This window comes from Bacillus paralicheniformis (assembly GCF_002993925.1).
GTDB lineage: Bacteria > Bacillota > Bacilli > Bacillales > Bacillaceae > Bacillus > Bacillus paralicheniformis.
Map to the genome: position 1 here is coordinate 2,386,123 of NZ_CP023665.1, position 17,994 is coordinate 2,404,116.

General features: G+C 45.8%; 19 protein-coding genes, 1 pseudogene and 1 riboswitch. Of the genes and pseudogenes, 4 read left to right on the forward strand and 16 right to left on the reverse strand.

Annotation, left to right across the window (positions count from 1 at the left end):
• Positions 1-62 precede the first annotated feature (62 nt).
• The 3 genes from CP943_RS12135 to sspL are packed head-to-tail and all read left to right on the forward strand — an operon-like array spanning position 63 to position 1,341.
• Positions 63-764 (forward strand): queuosine precursor transporter, encoded by a 702-nt coding sequence (locus tag CP943_RS12135; protein ID WP_023857402.1) that lies wholly within the window; start codon positions 63-65, stop codon positions 762-764.
• Positions 754-1,152: a reverse transcriptase-like protein gene (locus CP943_RS12140; protein WP_020451895.1), complete on the forward strand. Its 399-nt coding sequence runs from the start codon at positions 754-756 to the stop codon at positions 1,150-1,152. The genes CP943_RS12135 and CP943_RS12140 overlap by 11 nt, the downstream gene beginning before the upstream one ends.
• A 42-nt stretch (positions 1,153-1,194) precedes the next feature.
• The gene (gene sspL, locus CP943_RS12145; protein ID WP_003182847.1) at positions 1,195-1,341 is read left to right on the forward strand and encodes a small, acid-soluble spore protein L; all 147 of its coding nucleotides are present in this window, start codon (positions 1,195-1,197) and stop codon (positions 1,339-1,341) included.
• 9 nt (positions 1,342-1,350) lie between these two features.
• Here sspL and CP943_RS12150 read toward each other — a convergent pair whose 3' ends face one another.
• The 15 genes and pseudogenes from CP943_RS12150 to CP943_RS12210 form a co-directional block, all read right to left on the reverse strand.
• On the reverse strand, positions 1,351-2,238 hold the full coding sequence (locus CP943_RS12150; RefSeq protein WP_020451896.1) for a 5'-3' exonuclease: 888 nt from the start codon (positions 2,236-2,238) through the stop codon (positions 1,351-1,353).
• 84 nt (positions 2,239-2,322) lie between these two features.
• On the reverse strand, positions 2,323-2,472 hold the full coding sequence (locus CP943_RS22445; RefSeq protein ID WP_003182852.1) for a hypothetical protein: 150 nt from the start codon (positions 2,470-2,472) through the stop codon (positions 2,323-2,325).
• A 79-nt stretch (positions 2,473-2,551) separates the two neighbouring features.
• Positions 2,552-2,821 carry a YpbS family protein gene (locus CP943_RS12155; protein WP_023857403.1) on the reverse strand — a complete coding sequence of 90 codons (270 nt, stop codon included), beginning with the start codon at positions 2,819-2,821 and terminating at the stop codon, positions 2,552-2,554.
• 74 nt (positions 2,822-2,895) lie between these two features.
• A complete protein-coding gene (locus CP943_RS12160) occupies positions 2,896-6,459 on the reverse strand; it encodes a dynamin GTPase (RefSeq protein ID WP_020451898.1) in 3,564 nt (1,187 codons plus the stop codon).
• Positions 6,460-6,602: 143 nt separating this feature from the next.
• On the reverse strand, positions 6,603-6,698 hold the full coding sequence (gene fbpC / locus CP943_RS12165; RefSeq protein ID WP_003182857.1) for a Fur-regulated basic protein FbpC: 96 nt from the start codon (positions 6,696-6,698) through the stop codon (positions 6,603-6,605).
• Positions 6,699-6,761: 63 nt separating this feature from the next.
• A complete protein-coding gene (locus tag CP943_RS12170) occupies positions 6,762-7,265 on the reverse strand; it encodes an isoprenylcysteine carboxyl methyltransferase family protein (protein ID WP_020451899.1) in 504 nt (167 codons plus the stop codon).
• Between the two features lie 7 nt (positions 7,266-7,272).
• Positions 7,273-8,370, reverse strand: coding sequence for a type III polyketide synthase (locus tag CP943_RS12175; protein WP_020451900.1), 1,098 nt, complete (start codon positions 8,368-8,370; stop codon positions 7,273-7,275).
• Between the two features lie 41 nt (positions 8,371-8,411).
• Entirely contained in the window at positions 8,412-8,963 is a 552-nt protein-coding gene (locus tag CP943_RS12180) for a GNAT family N-acetyltransferase (protein WP_020451901.1), read from the reverse strand.
• Positions 8,964-9,036: 73 nt separating this feature from the next.
• Positions 9,037-10,353 carry a nucleobase:cation symporter-2 family protein gene (locus tag CP943_RS12185; protein ID WP_105981030.1) on the reverse strand — a complete coding sequence of 439 codons (1,317 nt, stop codon included), beginning with the start codon at positions 10,351-10,353 and terminating at the stop codon, positions 9,037-9,039.
• Positions 10,350-10,934: a xanthine phosphoribosyltransferase gene (gene xpt, locus CP943_RS12190; protein ID WP_020451903.1), complete on the reverse strand. Its 585-nt coding sequence runs from the start codon at positions 10,932-10,934 to the stop codon at positions 10,350-10,352. Before xpt ends, CP943_RS12185 begins: the two co-directional genes overlap by 4 nt.
• A 118-nt stretch (positions 10,935-11,052) precedes the next feature.
• Positions 11,053-11,152, reverse strand: a riboswitch (purine riboswitch).
• A 139-nt stretch (positions 11,153-11,291) separates the two neighbouring features.
• The gene (locus CP943_RS12195) at positions 11,292-12,794 is read right to left on the reverse strand and encodes a carboxypeptidase M32 (RefSeq protein WP_023857407.1); all 1,503 of its coding nucleotides are present in this window, start codon (positions 12,792-12,794) and stop codon (positions 11,292-11,294) included.
• Between the two features lie 115 nt (positions 12,795-12,909).
• Entirely contained in the window at positions 12,910-14,829 is a 1,920-nt protein-coding gene (locus CP943_RS12200) for an ATP-dependent DNA helicase (protein WP_020451905.1), read from the reverse strand.
• A gap of 108 nt (positions 14,830-14,937) precedes the next feature.
• Positions 14,938-15,114, reverse strand: coding sequence for a hypothetical protein (locus CP943_RS22450; RefSeq protein WP_020451906.1), 177 nt, complete (start codon positions 15,112-15,114; stop codon positions 14,938-14,940).
• Positions 15,115-15,310: 196 nt separating this feature from the next.
• The gene (locus CP943_RS12205) at positions 15,311-15,673 is read right to left on the reverse strand and encodes a hypothetical protein (RefSeq protein ID WP_020451907.1); all 363 of its coding nucleotides are present in this window, start codon (positions 15,671-15,673) and stop codon (positions 15,311-15,313) included.
• Between the two features lie 146 nt (positions 15,674-15,819).
• Positions 15,820-15,941 (reverse strand): annotated as a pseudogene (locus tag CP943_RS12210) (IS1595 family transposase); the annotation flags it as partial.
• Positions 15,942-16,196: 255 nt separating this feature from the next.
• On the opposite strand from CP943_RS12210, the gene CP943_RS12215 reads away from it, so the two are divergent.
• The gene (locus CP943_RS12215) at positions 16,197-16,658 is read left to right on the forward strand and encodes a hypothetical protein (RefSeq protein ID WP_020451908.1); all 462 of its coding nucleotides are present in this window, start codon (positions 16,197-16,199) and stop codon (positions 16,656-16,658) included.
• Between the two features lie 128 nt (positions 16,659-16,786).
• On the opposite strand, the gene CP943_RS12220 is transcribed toward CP943_RS12215, so the two are convergent.
• On the reverse strand, positions 16,787-17,938 hold the full coding sequence (locus tag CP943_RS12220; protein WP_105981031.1) for a THUMP domain-containing class I SAM-dependent RNA methyltransferase: 1,152 nt from the start codon (positions 17,936-17,938) through the stop codon (positions 16,787-16,789).
• Positions 17,939-17,994: the final 56 nt, after the last annotated feature.

Consider the following 17,994-nt stretch of genomic DNA (forward strand, 5'->3'; position numbering starts at 1 on the left):
TTCAAATTATGGCTTGTTATGCTATAATCAAAACAGTTTATTCAGAAAGGAAGTACCCGTTCTTGTTTAACGAAATATTATGGATTAGTTTTGCGATCATTAATTTTATCATTGTTCTCTTCTTTTTTAAACGATTTGGCAAAACCGGTTTATTTGTCTGGATCGGTTTTGCGACAGCCGCCGCCAATATCGAGGTGGTCAAAACGGTCGAGCTGTTCGGGTTGACCGCGACACTCGGCAACATCCTGTACGGAAGCGTATTTTTTGCGACTGACGTCATCAATGAAAGATACGGAAAGGAAGAAGCGAAAAAAGCCGTTTCAATCGGTTTTTTCATTCTGATTGCTTTGACGCTCGTCATGCAGGGAGCGCTTCTGTTCAAGCCGCATCCGGAAGACATTGCACAGCCTGCGCTGGAGACGATATTCGGCTTCTTGCCCCGTGTGGCGCTCGGCAGCCTGCTCGCCTATATCATCAGCCAAACGCTTGATGTTTATGTATATTCGGGAATCAGAAGGTTATTTCCTTCCGATCGGGCACTGTGGCTTCGCAACAGCGGCAGCACAGCCCTAAGCCAGCTGCTCGATACATTGATTTTTACAAGCGTCGCATTTATGGGCGCTTATCCGCTGAATGTCTGGATTCAGATTTTCATCACGACATATGTCTTGAAATTCGTTGTCGCCGTTTTCGCAGCGCCGTACGCTTATGCCGCTAAAAGAATCACCCCTTTGGATGAAAGGAGCGGAAACAATGCCGATTGAGGTCTATATCGACGGAGCAAGCGCGGGTGATCCCGGACCGTCCGGACTTGGCATTTTCATCAAAGACGGTCAGAAGACCGAGTCCTTCTCCCTTCCCGCCGGCTTACTGAGCAATCATGAAGCGGAATTCAAGGCGCTGATCGAAGGAATGAAGCTGTGCGCCGAACGAAACTACCGGATCGTTTCGTTTCGGACCGATTCGCAGATCGTCGAGCGCACGGCGGATTTGGAGTTTGTCAAAAATCAGGCATTTAAGCCTTATCTGGATGAAATCATCCGCTTAAAAAACGATTTTGATTTATTTTTTATCAAGTGGATTCCTTCGAAGTCTAACCAGGCGGCTGACAAGCTTGCGAAAAAGGCGATATTGCTGAACCACCCCGAGTAAAATCCATTCCCGCTGCACATCATAACGAGTGAGGTGGTTCATGTGGAAAAACAGCATTCAGCAGGAAGAGGCCGCCTGACAGGCGGTGTCACGCCCCAGGGAGATATTGTATTAAACCGGGATAACCGGCATACAGACCCAAAAACCGAGCTTGAAAACCGGGCGAAAAAAAGCAATACAAAACATTAGAGAGATCGGTTATCCGATCTCTCTTTTTTCGAATTTCACCAGCAGCGGTTCGATTCCCCGTATTTGATGAAGTCTCAGCATCGCTTTCGCCCTGTCATGCATCAAGGTGAAGTCTGCGTCGTCCAATGAGCAGGAAAGCGGTACATCGCATTTGATTTCTGCAAGGATTCTGGACAGCTTCAGGTCTTCAAGACATTCGGTTATTTTCGTCTGCTGACCCTTTGTCAGCTGTCCGATGTTTTCCAGCAGCCGGTCAACAGTCGAATATTCCTTAATCAGTTTGTAGGCCGTCTTTTCGCCGATGCCTTTTACACCCGGGTAGTTATCGCTTGTATCACCCATCAGCGCTTTGATGTCAATCAAAGCCTTCGGCTCGACACCGGTCTCTTCACTGAATGATTCTTCCGTGTATACTTTATAATTGCCGATTCCCTTTTGTAGCAGGGCGACTTTAACATTGACTGTTAAAAGCTGAAGCAAATCTTTATCACCGGTGACGATCGTGATCTCCGCTTCTTCGCTGAACATCGCTGACAGCGTGCCGATGCAGTCATCGGCTTCATAGCCCGCAATGCCGATATTTAAAATCCCGAGCTCTTCCGCCGCTTCCTTTGCCATGTCAAATTGCGGTATCAATTCTAGAGGCGGCTCGCCGCGATTCGCTTTATAGTCCTTAAATAAATCGTTGCGGTACGTTTTGCTTCCCATGTCCCAGCAGCAGACGACATGACTCGGTTCAAACGCAGACACCGCGGTTAACAGATGCTTTAAAAAGCCGTGAACCCCGTTTGTCGGCACCCCTTTGTCATTCAGCATAAAATTGCGGTGCACCGCAGTCGCAAAAAAAGACCGGAATAATAAAGCCATCCCGTCTACAAGCAGCAGCTTCTTGTTCATTATGGAAACTTCCTTTCATCATACAATGCACTTATTGTACCACAGGAGCAAAAATGATGAAAACAGCGTCAATCGACGCTGTTTCTATTTTTGGTGCTGTTTTTTGCTAGAAATTAATTTGGCGGCTTCCATTTGCGAATAGGATTCAGTCGCAAATTCAGTATTAAAGCCGTTCTTCTTTTTAGCGTTGTTGTTTCGCTGTGCATTCGCGTTGCCAAGCTTTGTTCTTCCCATTACACTTCACCTCCAGCGGGCGTGTCATGGTTTATGTTTTGCAAAAAAACATGACGCCACACGCGGAAGGATTCACCAGCTAGGCCTGCGGATATTTTCGGCTGACGTATTCGGCGACCATTTCTTTCGAGACGAGCCGTCTCGTGGGAACGATGCCTTTTTTGGCCAATTCGTTCATTTGCATGGTAATTTGGTTGATGAGGCCGGTTGAAAATGCTTCATTTCGCCGGCACTTATCAACCGCTTCATCGATCGCTTTTTCCCTCTCCTGTTCGAGACGCACGAACTGCTTGATGTGCTGGTGCTGTTTTTTGGAATGTGCTGTAATGGCTTCATGAACGTTTGTCATCATCTAATTCCCTTCTTTTTTTATTCAGTCTATCATGTCTGCCGGCCAGATATCCATACCAATATCAATCTGATTTAACTTGAGCGGAGCCATTGGCCTGCCAAGTTATGCGCTTTTTCAATGTTTTCACGCTCTGCGCTTTCCAACGGCTCATGAAAGTACGCTTCTTTTTGTTCTTCGAGTTGAGCTTTTGCGGACAGAACAGCCGCTTTCTGTAATTGTCCGGCGCTCGTTTTGCAGCGCTTTAAACATGTCCGCTTTTCACGTTGAATCCATTCGTCCGTGATAGCCAAAAGCTTTGCAGTAAACGCCTCGACAAGCCGGGCTTTGCCATTTTGCTGAAAAAACGCTTTAGGCGTTTTGAACATTTTCAGTTCATCTGCAAATTCCCCTTCATCCGCTGACGCTGCAGCTGTTTCCCAGCTGCCGGTCTCAGGGCGGTCAGCTGTGATATGAACCGCAAAATAAGGATTATCGGCAAGCCGCTCTTTTACGGCATTTGCCCACTGTTCGCCGGCATACTTGAGCATGATGTTTTCCATTCTGATATCAAGCGCTTTTAGTTCCTGCAAAAATTCGAATTCATACTCCTTTAAGCAGCTTTTCAAAGCGGTTTGCAGATTGGCGCGCCAATCTCCGTTCTGAAGCCCTGGATGGATTGCAGCTTTAAATAAATCGTGTGCATAAAAGGCCAGGCGCTGCCTCATGTGGTAAAATTGCTCTTCCACATCCTTTTCGGTCATTTGAAGGATTGATGATCCCTTTTCTGCTTCTTCAATGACAGCTAAAGCCGCTTGATAAGCTTTGGCGATCCGCTTTTGCTCCGCTTCCTTTTCTTCAGCGGAACGGTGCAGTGAACGGCGGAGCTGAAAGACGGTTTCACACAGTTTTTTGCCTTCATCAAGCAGCTCTTCGACAGCTGTTCTGGCTAGACCATTTTCGATAAAATCGTCGAGCTCCCGCTTTAATCTGCTGAAATCGTTATTCGGCGAAGCTTTTTTGCTGAGCTCCTGTTTGCTCGATACGTGATACAGATGCGGGTTTTGAATGCCTTCTTTCAAGAGCTCTCCCCTAACATAGTCTTCAACCGTCTGTAATTCGGCCGGGTTTTCCGCGAGGTCTGCCGCATTTAAAATAAAAAACATTTTATCCATGCTGAAAGCGTCTTTAATGAGTCCGAGCTTGCGCAAAAACGACCGGTCCGCTTTGGAAAATGCATGCTGGTAGTATGTTAAGTAAAGCAGAGCATCGGCATCTTTCATGTATTGAAACGCAAGCTCAGTATGCCGCTTATTCATGCTGCTGGCACCCGGTGTATCGACGATCGTAATTCCTTTCTCCGTGACCGGTGTGCTCAAATAAACGGTGACTTCACGGACGGCGCAGGCCGTTTGTTCTTCAGCGACATACGGATGCAGATCTTCAGCGTGAATCGTCAGGATTTCCCGATCGTTGATATATGAACCATAACGCTCATAAGCTTTGAGGAAGTTCTTGATCAGCAGCCGTTCATCATCATCCAGGTCTCCTTTTTTCAAAAGCTTTCCAAGTTTTTCGCCAAAAGCGGAGCCTTTTGCCTCAGCCATTTTCCCCTCCAATAGCTGATCCAGTTCCGCTCTGATTTCCTCTTCCGTTTTAAAAACGACTTCAGCCGTCCCGTTCCTTTTGGTTCCCGACGGTTTTGTTATTTTATTAATCGTTGCCGTTGTCGGCGTCGGAGATGACGGCAGCACTTTCCGCCCGCAGAGCGCATTTGCAAAAGACGATTTGCCGGAACTGAATGCGCCGAAGAGCGCCAGGGTAAACTGCTTTGTATGAAGGCGTTCCGTTTTGTCCAAGAATGCTTTTCGCTGCTTTTCCAAAGCAGGAATATCCGCCAAAAACCGGGCCAAGTCGAAAAAGTGCTCAATGTACTCAGAAACGCCCTTTTTCGGATGGAGCACATCGTCTTTACGGCTGCTGTTTTCCCCTTGCACACGGACCGGTTCCGCTCGTCGGGCATCAAGCGGTTTTTCAAGGGGCTTTTTTTCTTCGGCATACCAATTCGCTGGTAGCTCGCTCTGATCGCCGTGTTCCCATTGATCCCAGAGACGGTTTGCTTTTTCATATGACTTCTGCTGTTCGATCAACCGGCTTTCGAGCTCGGCGAGCTTCGCCTGTTCCGCTTCATATTCGACTTTCATCGCTTCCGCCTGCAGGCCGCTTCTTTCTTTGATGAATGTTTTGAGCTGATCGATAAGCGGCTGCGCTTGTCTTTTTGCCTTTCTTCTGATGTTTTCAGCCAGTTCTTTCGTATAGTTCAGCACATATTCCGGTGTAAGCTCAGCCCCTTTTTTCTGGGAACGAAGCAGTTCATTTTCATCTACCTCTGTCCGAAATTGAAGAACGTCCCGAAGCAGTTCATCACTCTGGACGTTAAAGCGGTTCATGAAAGCCTTGATTGCTTCAATGACATGCCAGTCGATTTCGGCTTGAACCCTTTTTTGAACGTCGGCAAGAAACACTTCTTTTCGTTTTTGTTTTTCTTCAAGCGTTTTGGCCTTGCTGAAAAGAAAGCCTTTTTTAAAGCCTTTTTCGATAGATTCCAAATACGATTTGGCCAGTTCTCTCATCTCAAACGGCGTTAAGTTTGCGTTTTGGGCAATTGTATGAATGTCTTTTTTGATTTGTTCCTCCGCCCGTTTTTCCTGTTCTATCAAATCGGCAAGCCGTGCTTTTACAGACTCGACTTTTTCTCTTAAGGAAGCGGTTTCTTCAGACAGAGCCATGTCTTCGTCACTGATCAGCATTTTGATATGTTCATGAATCAGGCTGCTGATTTTTTGCTCCGTATATGCCTTTAGCTGCTGTTCGGATTGATGCTGCAACCTTTCCAGCACAGCGCGAAGCCGGGTGAATTCGTTCAGCGGATGACCGGCTTCGGTGACCGATGTAAAAAAGAGATGATCTTCATCGATCCCTTCTTTCTGCAGCATATCAAGCACTTGCTTTTTATAGGCATGGAAGCCTGTTTCTGCTTCGTCATGACGGTCAATCTGGTTCACGATGAAAAAAATATTGGGTATCTGATCTTTTATTGATCGAAGAAATTTCACATTTTCTTCGGAATGGACATGATTGTAATGCACGACATAAAACAAGGCATCCGCCTGGTGAAGTATCGAAGACGCCGATAAAAAATGGGCATCGTCCGTCGAATCAATTCCGGGCGTGTCAATTAAGACGGCCTGAGGCGCGATTCCTGAAAATGGCCCCTCGATTTCCACCATTTCAATCTGGCTGCCGTCCCTGCAGTACGCCTGCACTTTTTCTTTATCATAAGAGCCATCCATCCGGGCGTATCTTCCATCGATCGTATGGAGTGTTGTTTTCATTTCCCCCCGGCGGACCAGCACAAGATTGGCGCTCGTCGGTATCGGACTTGTCGGCAGGACGTCTTCCTGAAGCAGCGCGTTCAATAGCGATGATTTTCCTGCTGAATAATGTCCGGTTAACGCAATGTACACTTCTTTTCTCAGCCATTTTCGGATGATTCCCGCAAGCTGCGCAGACCGCTTGTCATCCCCGTTCTTCCTGAGCTCCCCGAAAACCGCTCCGGCTCTTTTCAACAGGTCGTCTTTCGTGTTTATTTGTGCCATGTTTCCTACCCCTTTTTGCGTTGTTGTTTGCCATCTTAGCCCTTTCTCCCATTTTACACAACCTTGCTGTATTTTTCTTCACAATCTGAAAGAAAAAACGAGAAAAAGCTGCCTGTTTCGGCAGCTTCAGCACGTGTATTTATTTATTTTTGCGGATTCGCTCCTGCGATACCTTTTAAGACATAACCAATCAATAAACTGTATGTACTGACCGCCGCCAGCAAAAAAAACATCGTCATACGCGACTCACCATCCTATAATGAGAATGTTTATCATCATTATAAATGAAATGATAATCATTTTCAATGGTGTAATTTTTCTAATGCCTGTTCTTCCGTGCGGATGCGGATGTACATGACAGCAGCGTTGAGCACCGTAAATAAAAGTGCGGTGGCGTATGCCTGGAAAAGCAGGGGCAAAAGCAGAAATTCAAGAGCCACCGCCACATAGTTAGGGTGTTTGAACCATTGATAAGGCCCCTTTCGGACAAGGTTCGTTCCAGGGATGACAAGGATTTTCGTGTTCCAGCATCTCCCCAGAGAAAAGAGCGCCCAATACCGGAGGGCCTGAGTGAAGATGAGGCCTGTTAATACGACAAGCGCCATCGGAAGAGGTCCGCGTTGAAAAGCGATCGTTTCCCAAATCAAACATATGAAAAACAAAACATGCATCGCGACGATATAAGGGTAATGACGTCTCCCGTATTCGACCGCTCCCTCTTTCAGAGCGTTTTTTTCATTGAACTTCGCGACTGCCAGCTCAAGCAAGCGCTGGGCGGCAAAAATGCTTAAAATTGTCCAAAACATGTGTCAGTCACTCTCTTTTTGTCCATTTCAAAAGCAGCAGCTCCGATGAAAAGCCCGGGCCGAGCGCCCCTAAGAGACCGTATTTTCCCGGTATGGGACTGCCATGCAGGCAATATTCTTTTAAAACATGCATCACAGTGGCTGATGACATATTGCCGTGCCTGGCCAAAATTTTTCGTGAACAGTCGATGTGCGCTTCGGAAAAGCCGAGGCTTGCTATATAAGCGTCGAGAACTTTTTTTCCGCCAGGATGGGCAAGAAATACTTGAATGTTCTCCAAAGCGAGTTGTTCCCTATTGAGAAATGCTTCGACATCATTCTTTAAATGTGTTTTGATCAATGTCGGAATGTCCCTGGAAAAAACGACACGGAAACCGTTGTCATTGATTTCCCAGCCCATGACATCTTCCGAATCTTCCAAGGTGGCTGATTGTGAGCTCACTACTTCCGGAAGAACCTCCAATCTGGCTGATGAGATATCCGCTTCCTTGCCGCACATTAAGAGCGCGGCGATTCCATCGCCAAATAAAGATGTGCCGATAAGGTTGCTTTTCGATTGATCATCCTTTTGAAACGTTAAGCTGCACAGCTCCGCCGCAATCACAAGGACATGGGCTTTTGGAAACGCTTTGCAGTATTCGAATGCCCGCGCTATACCTGAAGCTCCTCCTGCACAGCCGAGCCCCCAAATCGGAATCCGCTTCGTCTGTTTTGAAAAAGGCAGAATGTTCATGAGCTTCGCTTCAATGCCGGGAGTCGAGATGCCTGTAGAAGATATAAAAAAAATCGCTTCAATTTTTTCGAAAGGGATTTCTTTTTTCAAAAACCGTTCGTCTGACAGGCAATTCGAAACGGCTTCTGCACTGTGTCTGACAGCCATTTCAATGTACGCCTGATTTTTTTCCTTGAAGCTCCTGGATTCTTTATACCAATCCAAAGGCATGACAAATTGTCTTGAAGCGATTTCTCCATTTTGGAAAGCTGACAGCAGCCGGTCAATGTCTTTAAATGAATCTTTGAACATCTCCCTCGCAAAAACGGCCGCTTCCTTCTGGTCGACATGGCAGCGGGGAAGGCTTGTCCCCGCCGAAATGACGTAGGCCATAATACCACCTCTATTTACAGCGTCTCCCGAATCGCCCGGCCTTATGTGGACCTCTCGAAAAAATAGGCCATCAGCACTTCATCTTCGTATTTCCCGTCCGCAAAAACCTGCTCCTTTTGAACCCCTTCAATGATAAAGCCGCTTTTCTCATAGAGCGACAGCGCTGCTTTATTTGCAGAAAATACGGTCAGGCAGAGCTTATGCAGACGATGCAGCCTGCACCAGTTGAGGGTGTAGGACATGATTTCCCTGCCAATCCCAAGCCCTTGCGCTTTGCTGTGAAGCCATGTTCTGAACAGCCCCGTGTGCCGCTTCATTTTGAGGTCGCCGCGAATGACCCGGGCAATTCCGTACACCGCACCATCGATTTCAACCGCCGCATACATGTTATCCTTTTCCATCATATCGCTGATGAATGCCCGCTCTTCCTCAAGTGTGCGCGGCCGTTCTTTTTGGATGTACACACCGGTTTGAATCACATCTTTTACTGCTTCAATGATGTCGGGGGCATCCGCCATTTTGACGGGACGGATGACAGCTTCACCGCCGTCTTTCGTGCTGATTCGTTCGACAAGCTCATTCACAGTTTCCATTCGTTACGCCTCCTCTTCATACCGGTAGTATGGCTTATCCGCAATGCAAAAAAACCTCACAATCTGTGAGGTTTTAAACGGCTGATTTTTCAGTTGGAACTGCTTCAGGCTGTTCAGCATGACGAGAAAACGGATGGATATGAAAGATCGCATTCAAGAGAATGGCTGTAAAGCTTCCCGCGACAATTCCGTTCTCTGTCAAAAGCTTGACGGCATCGGGAAGGTTTTGAAACATTTGCGGTACAACCGTCACGCCTAGGCCGATTCCGATGGAACACGCTACGATCAATAAGTTCTCCTGCTTTCCGAAATCAACCCGGCTCAGCATTTTGATCCCGTAGGCGATTACCATGCCGAACATCGCGACCATAGCGCCGCCGAGCACAGGTTTAGGAATGATCGTCGTTAAAGCAGCGGCTTTCGGAAACAGCCCCAACAGAATAAGAAAAGCTCCAGTGAGCGCAATCACGCTGTTTTTCTTAACTCCTGTCAGCTGGACGAGACCGACGTTTTGCGAATAGGCCGTATAAGGGAAGGCGTTGAAAACCCCGCCCAGCAGCACGGCAATCCCTTCGGCACGGTAGCCTTTTGCTAAATCTTTTTCTGTCAGCCGGCGGACCGTCAAATCACCCAATGCAAAGTAGACGCCTGTAGACTCGACAAGGCTGACGATCAGCACGAGGGACATCGTCAAGATCGGTGTGATCTCAAAAACGGGAGTGCCGAAGTAAAACGGATGGATCATCTGCACCCAGCCTGCGTTTGCCACTTCTGTAAAATCAACTTTTCCTATCAGAGCGGCGCCGGCTGTTCCTGCAATTAAACCGATTAAAATGGAAATTGATTTGATAAATCCTGTTGTAAAACGATATAAAAGGACGATGACCAGTAAAACGGAAAAAGCTAAAGCAAGATTGGACAGCTCACCGAAATCGCTGCTGCCTTCACCGCCGGCCATGTTGTTCATCGCAACGGGAATCAAGGTGATACCGATCACCGTGACGACCGATCCTGTGACCACGGGAGGGAAAAACTTAACAAGCTTTCCGAAGAAAAAAGAAACGATAACGACAATCACACCGCCTGCTATGATGCTTCCATAGATCGCTGGAATACCGTATTTTGAAGCAATCGCAATCATTGGTGAAACGGCTGTGAACGTACACCCCAATACAACAGGCAAACCGATTCCGAAAAAGCGGTTTTTCCAAACTTGCAGCAGTGTCGCCACACCGCACATCAAAATGTCGGCAGACACAAGGTATGTGAGCTCAGCCGGCGTCAAGCCGAGAGCGCCGCCGACGATCAGCGGCACGACAACGGCTCCTGCATACATGGCCAGGACGTGCTGAATACTTAATGAAACGGTTTTACCGGCCGTAAGTTTCATGACCCAACCTCCTGTAAAAAGGTAACTTTTCCATCGGCAAGGGATGCAATACGCGCAAGGGATTCGACTCTGATTCCAAGATTGTCAAGCTCCTCCCTGCCCGTCTGGAATGATTTTTCGATAACAATCCCGATTCCGCACACCTTTGCGCCGGCCTGTTCAATGATGGAAACGAGCCCTTTCGCCGCTTGTCCGTTTGCCAAAAAATCGTCGATGATCAGAACTTTGTCATCCTTTGAAAGATGGCTGGCTGATACGGCAATCGTACTTTCCGTTTTTTTTGTAAATGAATAGACAGAAGCCGTCAACAGATTTTCCGTTAAGGTAAGCGATTGACGCTTTCTTGCAAATACTACCGGCACGCCCAGCTTCAAGCCTGCCATCACGGCAGGTGCGATGCCTGAGGATTCGATCGTCACAATCTTCGTGACGCCTTCCTCCCGGAAAAGCGAGGCAAACTCTTCGCCCACAGCAAGCATTAATTCCGGATCGATTTGATGATTTAAAAATGAATCAACTTTCAGCACTTCGTCAGACAACACCGTGCCATGCTCTGCAATTTTTCGTTTTAGCTTTTCCATTAAACCCCTCCGTTCATCAATTGCCCTTCATAAAAAAAAGCATTGTCCGCTCGGATTTTGAATGCGAGCGGGCAATGCTTAAAAAGACGAATTCCGTCTGTTTCACTAAATGACGTTCGTTTTCTTAGCGCCCACTCATAGTCGGACATTTACGGTGTCCGGTAGAAACTTGCGTGCCATATCCACGCGATTATATGAGTGATATAATGTATCAAATTATATCAACTTTCGATCCGGTTGAAAAGGGATAAAACAAAAAAAGACGAACCTGCACACATTTTTTTAGTTTAATGTTCGTATTTAACAGAAAATTCTGATCCAAAAATCCCTCCCGGACTCACGGGAGGGATTTCTTTTTTACAAATAGAGTGTTGTATATTTTTCTTTCAGGTAGCGGATTAAATGACGGACGTTTAATTCTTCGCCTGTCGCAGACTTGATGATGTCCAACGGTTTTTTTCTTTTGCCGTGGATGTGAACGTGCTCTGTCAGCCACTTTCTGATCGGTTCAAATTCGCCGTTTTCAATCATGCGGTCAAACTCCGGAAAATCTTTCAGCATGCTTGATTTCAGTTGAGCCGCATACATATATCCGAGCGCATATGAAGGGAAATAACCGAAATCGCCGCCGGACCAATGGACATCCTGGAGAATTCCTTTAGCATCGTCAGGAGGCGTAATGCCCAGATATGCTTCATATTTGTCATTCCATAGTTTCGGAAGGTCTCCGACCGATACTTCGCCGCTGAAAATCGCTTTTTCAATTTCGTAGCGAATCATAATATGCAGCGGATATGTCAGCTCATCAGCCTCAATCCGAATCAGCGACGGCTTTGATTCATTAACGGCCCTGTAGAACCCTTCAGCAGTAACGCCTGCAAACTGGTCAGGACTTGCTTCTTTTATTTTCTCAAAATACCGCTTCCAAAAACCTTGATGTCTGCCGATAAAGTTCTCATAGAAAAGGGATTGGGATTCATGTATCCCCATTGATGCGCCGTCTGCTAAATTGGTTCCGCCCAGCGCTTCATCAATGTTCTGTTCATAAATGGCATGGCCGCATTCATGAATCGTTCCGAAAACGGCCGAGCGAAAATCGTTTTCATTATATGCTGTGGTCACCCGGGCATCCCCTTGACTGATCGTCACCTGGAAAGGATGAACCGTCTCATCCAGGCGCCCCGCCTCAAAATCATAGCCCAGTTCTTTTAAGAAAAAGTGGCATACATCGCGCTGCCGCTCTTTTGGAAAACGTTCGTGCACAAAGCCCGTATCAGGCTTTTGATCACTGGCGGCAATCTTTTGTACAAGCGGAACGATCGCCTCCCGCAATTCAGAAAAAAGGCCGTCGAGCTTTTCGACTGTAACACCTGGTTCGTATTGGTCCAGAAGGGTGTTATAGGGGTGGCCTTCATATCCCCAGTACGAGATAAACCGTTTTTTATAGTCGATGATTTTTTCTAAATACGGAGCAAAGAGAGAAAAATCGGACGCCTTTTTCGCTTTTTCCCAGACGGATTCCGCTTTGGATGTCAGCGTCGTATATTCTTTGAAATCTTCTTCCGGAATCTTGCTGTTTAAATCGTATTCTTTTTTCGCTTCCTCAACCGCTTTCTGTGTATCGGCAGGCAGATCCTGTTTTTGCTCGGCAAGGGCATCCAAAAGCTCCTTCATCCGCGGGGACGTTCTCATTTGAAAGACGTCTGCCGACAATTGTCCGATCGCTTCGGCGCGGCTTTCTTCGCCTTTTCTCGGCGCGCCCGTCCTCATATCCCAATACATCACGTTAATCGCCTGCTCATACCGGCTGATTTTCTTTAATGTTTCTAAAAACTCTTTTTCATATGTATTGATCGACATCATTCATCCTCCTCTTCCCTTATATGATGCGAATTGTAATCAGACTAATGGAAATATTTACGAAAGTCAACTTTTATGCAGCCAAAAAAAAGAAAAGCGGGATGTCCGCTTTTCTTTATACATAAACCGGCTGAACAGGAAGCACAGATTCGACTTCTTTTATCACATTCCATTCTTGTTCATCGCCCGCAAAAATGCTGATCGTGCCGCGGTCGCTGTTTGATCTGATCAGACGGCCGATGCCTTGGCGCAGCCTTAGCAGCATGTAAGGAAGGTCTACTTCGCGAAAGGCGTTTTCCAAACCGCTCCGCTTCGCTTCAAACACAGGATCATGCGGCGGAAAAGGAAGCGACCAGATGATGACATGTTGCAGCGGATCTCCGGGAATATCGAGCCCTTCCCATAGATGCACAGAGCACAAAACGGATTCTTCAACCGTTTGAAACTTTTCAACAATTGTACTGATTTCTTCATCCCCCTCAAAGTAAACAGGAAACGAAAATGATTCCTGTGCAGTCCGGCGCTTGAAGGACAGAAGCTCCTCAAAAGACGGAAACAGGAGCAGCGTTTTCCCGCCCGATTCTTTGATTGCACGGATTGCCGCTTTTTCTTTTGCTTCTTTTTCCTCAATTCGATGGATGTACACTTTCATCTGCTCTTCATAGTCGTACGGCGAATCAACGGTAAATGATAAGTAGTCGCGGATCCCAAGGCTTGTCGCTAAATAATCGAACGATCCGTTTTCCGATAATGTCGCCGATGAGAAAATAAATGGAATCTGCTTGGAGAACACTTTTTCTCCGAGAACTTCGGAGACGGTTCTCGGCATGACGACGAATGTTGACTCAAGCTCTTTTTGCTCAAGCCAGCTGATCGCATTTTTCCTGTAGAGCGAAAGGGAGTAAGCCATCTGTTCGAGATACTCTTCAACAACGGTTAAAGCGTATTGGTCGATCGTGTACAGCTCGCCTTCAAAAACGAGCGCCTCCCCGATCTTTTCAAGCAAATCATACAGCTCGGCGGCCGCTTTTTTCAGATTGGCATGATCTTTGATGCGCATGCGCTCAGAGCCTTCTGCTTTTTCGGCGTTTTCTGAAAGCAAACCGAAAAATTCGTCGTTGGCGCGAAGCGCTTCTTCGACAAGCTCTGCAAATTCTTCTCTGATGTCATTGCCGAGCAGGCGCTCGAGAAACATTTCGAGCGTCGATTGCTTCACCCTGTACGTCAGCGCCTTTTGCGCCGCAAACTCGAGCAGATGCCCTTCATCGAAAACCACAGCGCTGTGTTCCGGCAAAAGCGGAAGCTGGCCTTCCCGTTTTCTCGCCTCTTCTGTCCAAACGTGCTCCATATAGAAATCGTGGGAACAGATGATGAAATCGGTTGATTTTCGATAATGGTCTCTTGACAGTGTAAGTCCGCATCGGTGCCTCATGTCGCACGTGAGACAGTCTTGAAAAGAATCGTAACCGATTTCAGACCATTCATCATTTGATAAAGACGAATACTCTTTGCGGTCTCCGTACGGATAAAAAGACTGCATGCCCTGCGATTCATGAACGAAAGACGGCAGACTTTCGTAGAGGTCAAGCCATTTCTCATCATCAGATCGCTGCATCGTTTTCTCCAGTTTTTTCAAACATAAATATTGATCATGCGATTTGCTGAGCCTTGCGTCAATCGTCAAGCCCAAATGCTCGGAAATTTTGTAAATATCGCCTTCTTTTTTGACGAGCTGTTCGATCAGCGTCTCATCCGCACAAGCGATGACCGCCGGCTTGCCCGTATACCTGGCATAGCTCAAGGCAAACAGAAGATAGACGAGCGTTTTTCCGGTTCCGACTCCGGCTTCTGCAAACATGACCTTCTTTTCCTTAAATGCCCGTTCTAATTGAAAAGCCATGAATATTTGCTCATCGCGCAAATCAAAGCCTTTTTCAGGAAGAATATCGTAAAATACATCACCGATCCAATTGTTCAGTTCTTCATAAAAGTTTTTTGTTTTTGTTAATGAAAAAGGCAGACGAGATGCTGTCACCCTGCTCCAACCCCCAACTATCGAGTTTTCAGAACTTCTATCCTATCACTATGATTCGGGAAATTCAACAAGAAAGATTTGAGAAAAGGAGCAGGAAGCCTCTCTTAACTATTTCCGGTAAATCGAATGCGTCAAAAACGGATGATCCGTCGATTCCATATGGCTGATCGCGTTTTTCAATTCTTCCTTCGCATATGTAAGGCGCTCTTCGCCAATGTCCTCGAGCTGGTTTTCTGACGTCTCCAGCGCTTTTTGAATCATATGAATGTGATCGCTGTTCAACATGAAATCACCCCTTTTCAAAATCAATAATCCCGAGTATATGCAGGATGAATCGTTTTTATACAGGCTGATTTTATGTTTTTTCTTTGCTCTTGATAAATACGCAAAAATAAAGGGAATCCATAGTATATATGGTTTCCTTCAATCTTGTTATGTAACTCACCCGATTCCGGAACAATTAAAAACTTTAAGAACCGTCTTATATAAGACGGTTCTCCAAAGATTCGATTGCCAGTTTTAGTGCAGTCAAGCGACGCTCATTTAATGTTTTTTGAGGACTGCCTTCTTTTGCTTTGGCTATTTGTTTTTCAATAGATGGAATGATACCTTGTAAAACTTCTTTAGAAGTCAATATGATTTCTTCGTTATAGCCAAAATCTTCTCCATTCCAAATACCTTTTAGGCTTTCTAAACCAATTTTTACTGCGTTTAGTCTCTTTTTGACAAGAGTTGTGTTTGAACCTTTTTCTTTCGTGCTTTTATAAGCATTTGTTAGTTTATTAAAAGTTGACTCCAACGATTGAATGGACAAATCTTGGATTTCTTGGCTGACAGAATTCATATACAAACCTCATTTTTCTTTTTTAATGATTCAACATTTTTTAACAATCTGCTTAATGGTTGAATTAGGACTGCACATTCCTTTTTGCGAGTCGTAAACTGTCATTTCGACTATCGACAAATAAAAATCAAGATATTTCGCAGCGACAATCGACCACTCACAGTGGAAGAAGGTTCAACATAGCGTTTAACCCATCTTGTTCTTTTTGGGTGTGTGGTAATCTGCCGATATCCTTTAACAAGTTGCTAAACGCTTTGCTCTCCTTGATAACTTACCATCGAATATTTGTTCTGATTTTGATTGTATCAAAATTTCGGGGAAGTTATCAAATATCAACATTTACGTTTAACCGTTTTCACAGCGGTCAAACACCCTTTTTCCAGTCAAACAACAGCTTAACATCAGATAGTAAGGACTGTGTTAGACAATGTGCGCTTTATCCACAATAAAAACCCAGTCTATTCTGTTTTTCTATCATATCCTGTAGGGACTTAAAAATTTATAGACTAAAGGTGGAGAGTTTATGTACTATTATGAACCGGCAAAGAAAGATTATTGGGATTATGATTATGATCCTTACAAGAAAGATCACGATTATTGCAAAAAGGACTACTACTACCATGAGCCTTGCAAAAAAGACTTCTATTACCATGAACCTTGCAAGAAGGATTACGATTATTGCAAAAAGGATTATTACTACCATGAGGATTACAAAAAAGACTACGATTACCACAAGCCTTGCAAGAAGGATTACGATTATTGCAAAAAGGATTATTACTACCATGAGGATTACAAAAAAGACTACGATTACCATAAGCCTTGCAAGAAGGATTACGATTATTGCAAAAAGGATTATTACTACCATGAGCCTTGTAAAAAAGACTACGATTACCACAAACCTTGCAAGAAAGACTGCTACTATGAGCCGCGCAAAAAATGCTATGATTCGTCTTATAAAAAGAAAAATGATTCATGGATTTACTAGTGAATCGATGTTTTGCCATGCGCTTTTAAGGGGATAATCCCGCGGGCGCGCAAATTTAAAAACGCCGTTCGGCGGCTTTCCAGCTATGGAAAGAAAAAAGGCTGCCGTTTCATGGCAGCCTTTTAGCTTCACTTCTCTTTATTCGGTTTTGGCGGCCTTTTCCCCCAATACTGGTAATAGTCCGTCTTAATAAAACCGTTAAAGAGTTTCCGTTTTTTTGTCGCTTTTTTCCCGTAGCACTCTTCAAAACGCTCGTTTGATGTCAGCATGTAAACAGACCACGTATCAAGTCCGGCAAATGCTTCGCCCATATCTTTATACATGGCTTCGACTGCTTTCTTTTCACCGAGGCGTTCCCCGTACGGCGGATTTCCGACAATCACGCCGTATTCCTCTTTCGTCCGAAAATCCTTTACCTGCATTTGCTTAAATTCGATGACATCGGCGAGTCCTGCTTCCTCGGCATTCGCTTTGGCGATCTCGATCATACGATGATCCAGGTCATACCCCGAAATTGACAGCGGCTGATCATAATTCGCTTTGTCTTCGACTTCAAGCCTTGCTTGATCCCACACTTCTTTGCCGATCCATTCCCATCTTTCGGATGCAAAATCCCTGTTGAAACCCGGCGCAATATTTTGGCCGATCAAAGCCGCTTCGATCGGTATCGTGCCCGAACCGCAAAACGGATCGACGAAAGGTCTGTCAGGCGTCCAATTTGTCAATTGAATCAATGCTGCAGCGAGGGTTTCTTTCAGCGGCGCTTCCCCTTGACCGGTTCGGTATCCCCGTTTATGAAGCCCGGCTCCGGATGAATCAAGCGTAATGACCGCTTTGTCTTTTAAAAGGGAGACCTCGATTTTATATTCCGGGCCTGTTTCCTCAAGCCACCCGCCTTGTGTCTGATACGCTGATTTCAGCTTCTCGGCGATCGCCTTTTTGACGATGCGCTGGCAGTCCGGCACGCTTGCAAGCACTGATTTAACAGACTTTCCCGTCACGGGGAATGAGGCGTGTTCAGGAAGATAGGCGCTCCAGTCGATCGCTTTTGTCTTCTCGAATAACTCGTCAAAGGTCTTGGCCGTAAATTCGGCAACCTGCACTTTCACCCTGTCAGCAGTTCTCAGCCACAGATTGGCTCTGCAGATGGCGAGGGCATCACCTTCGAACACGACTTTGCCGTTGTCAACCGTACAATCATATCCTAGATCTCGCACCTCTTTGGCAACGATCGCTTCAATTCCCATCGGCGCTGTTGCAATTAATGTATAGGTTTTCATCATATCACCTGTTTTTATGTATGTTTTTTACATGATAAAAGCTCTCCTACCTGCGG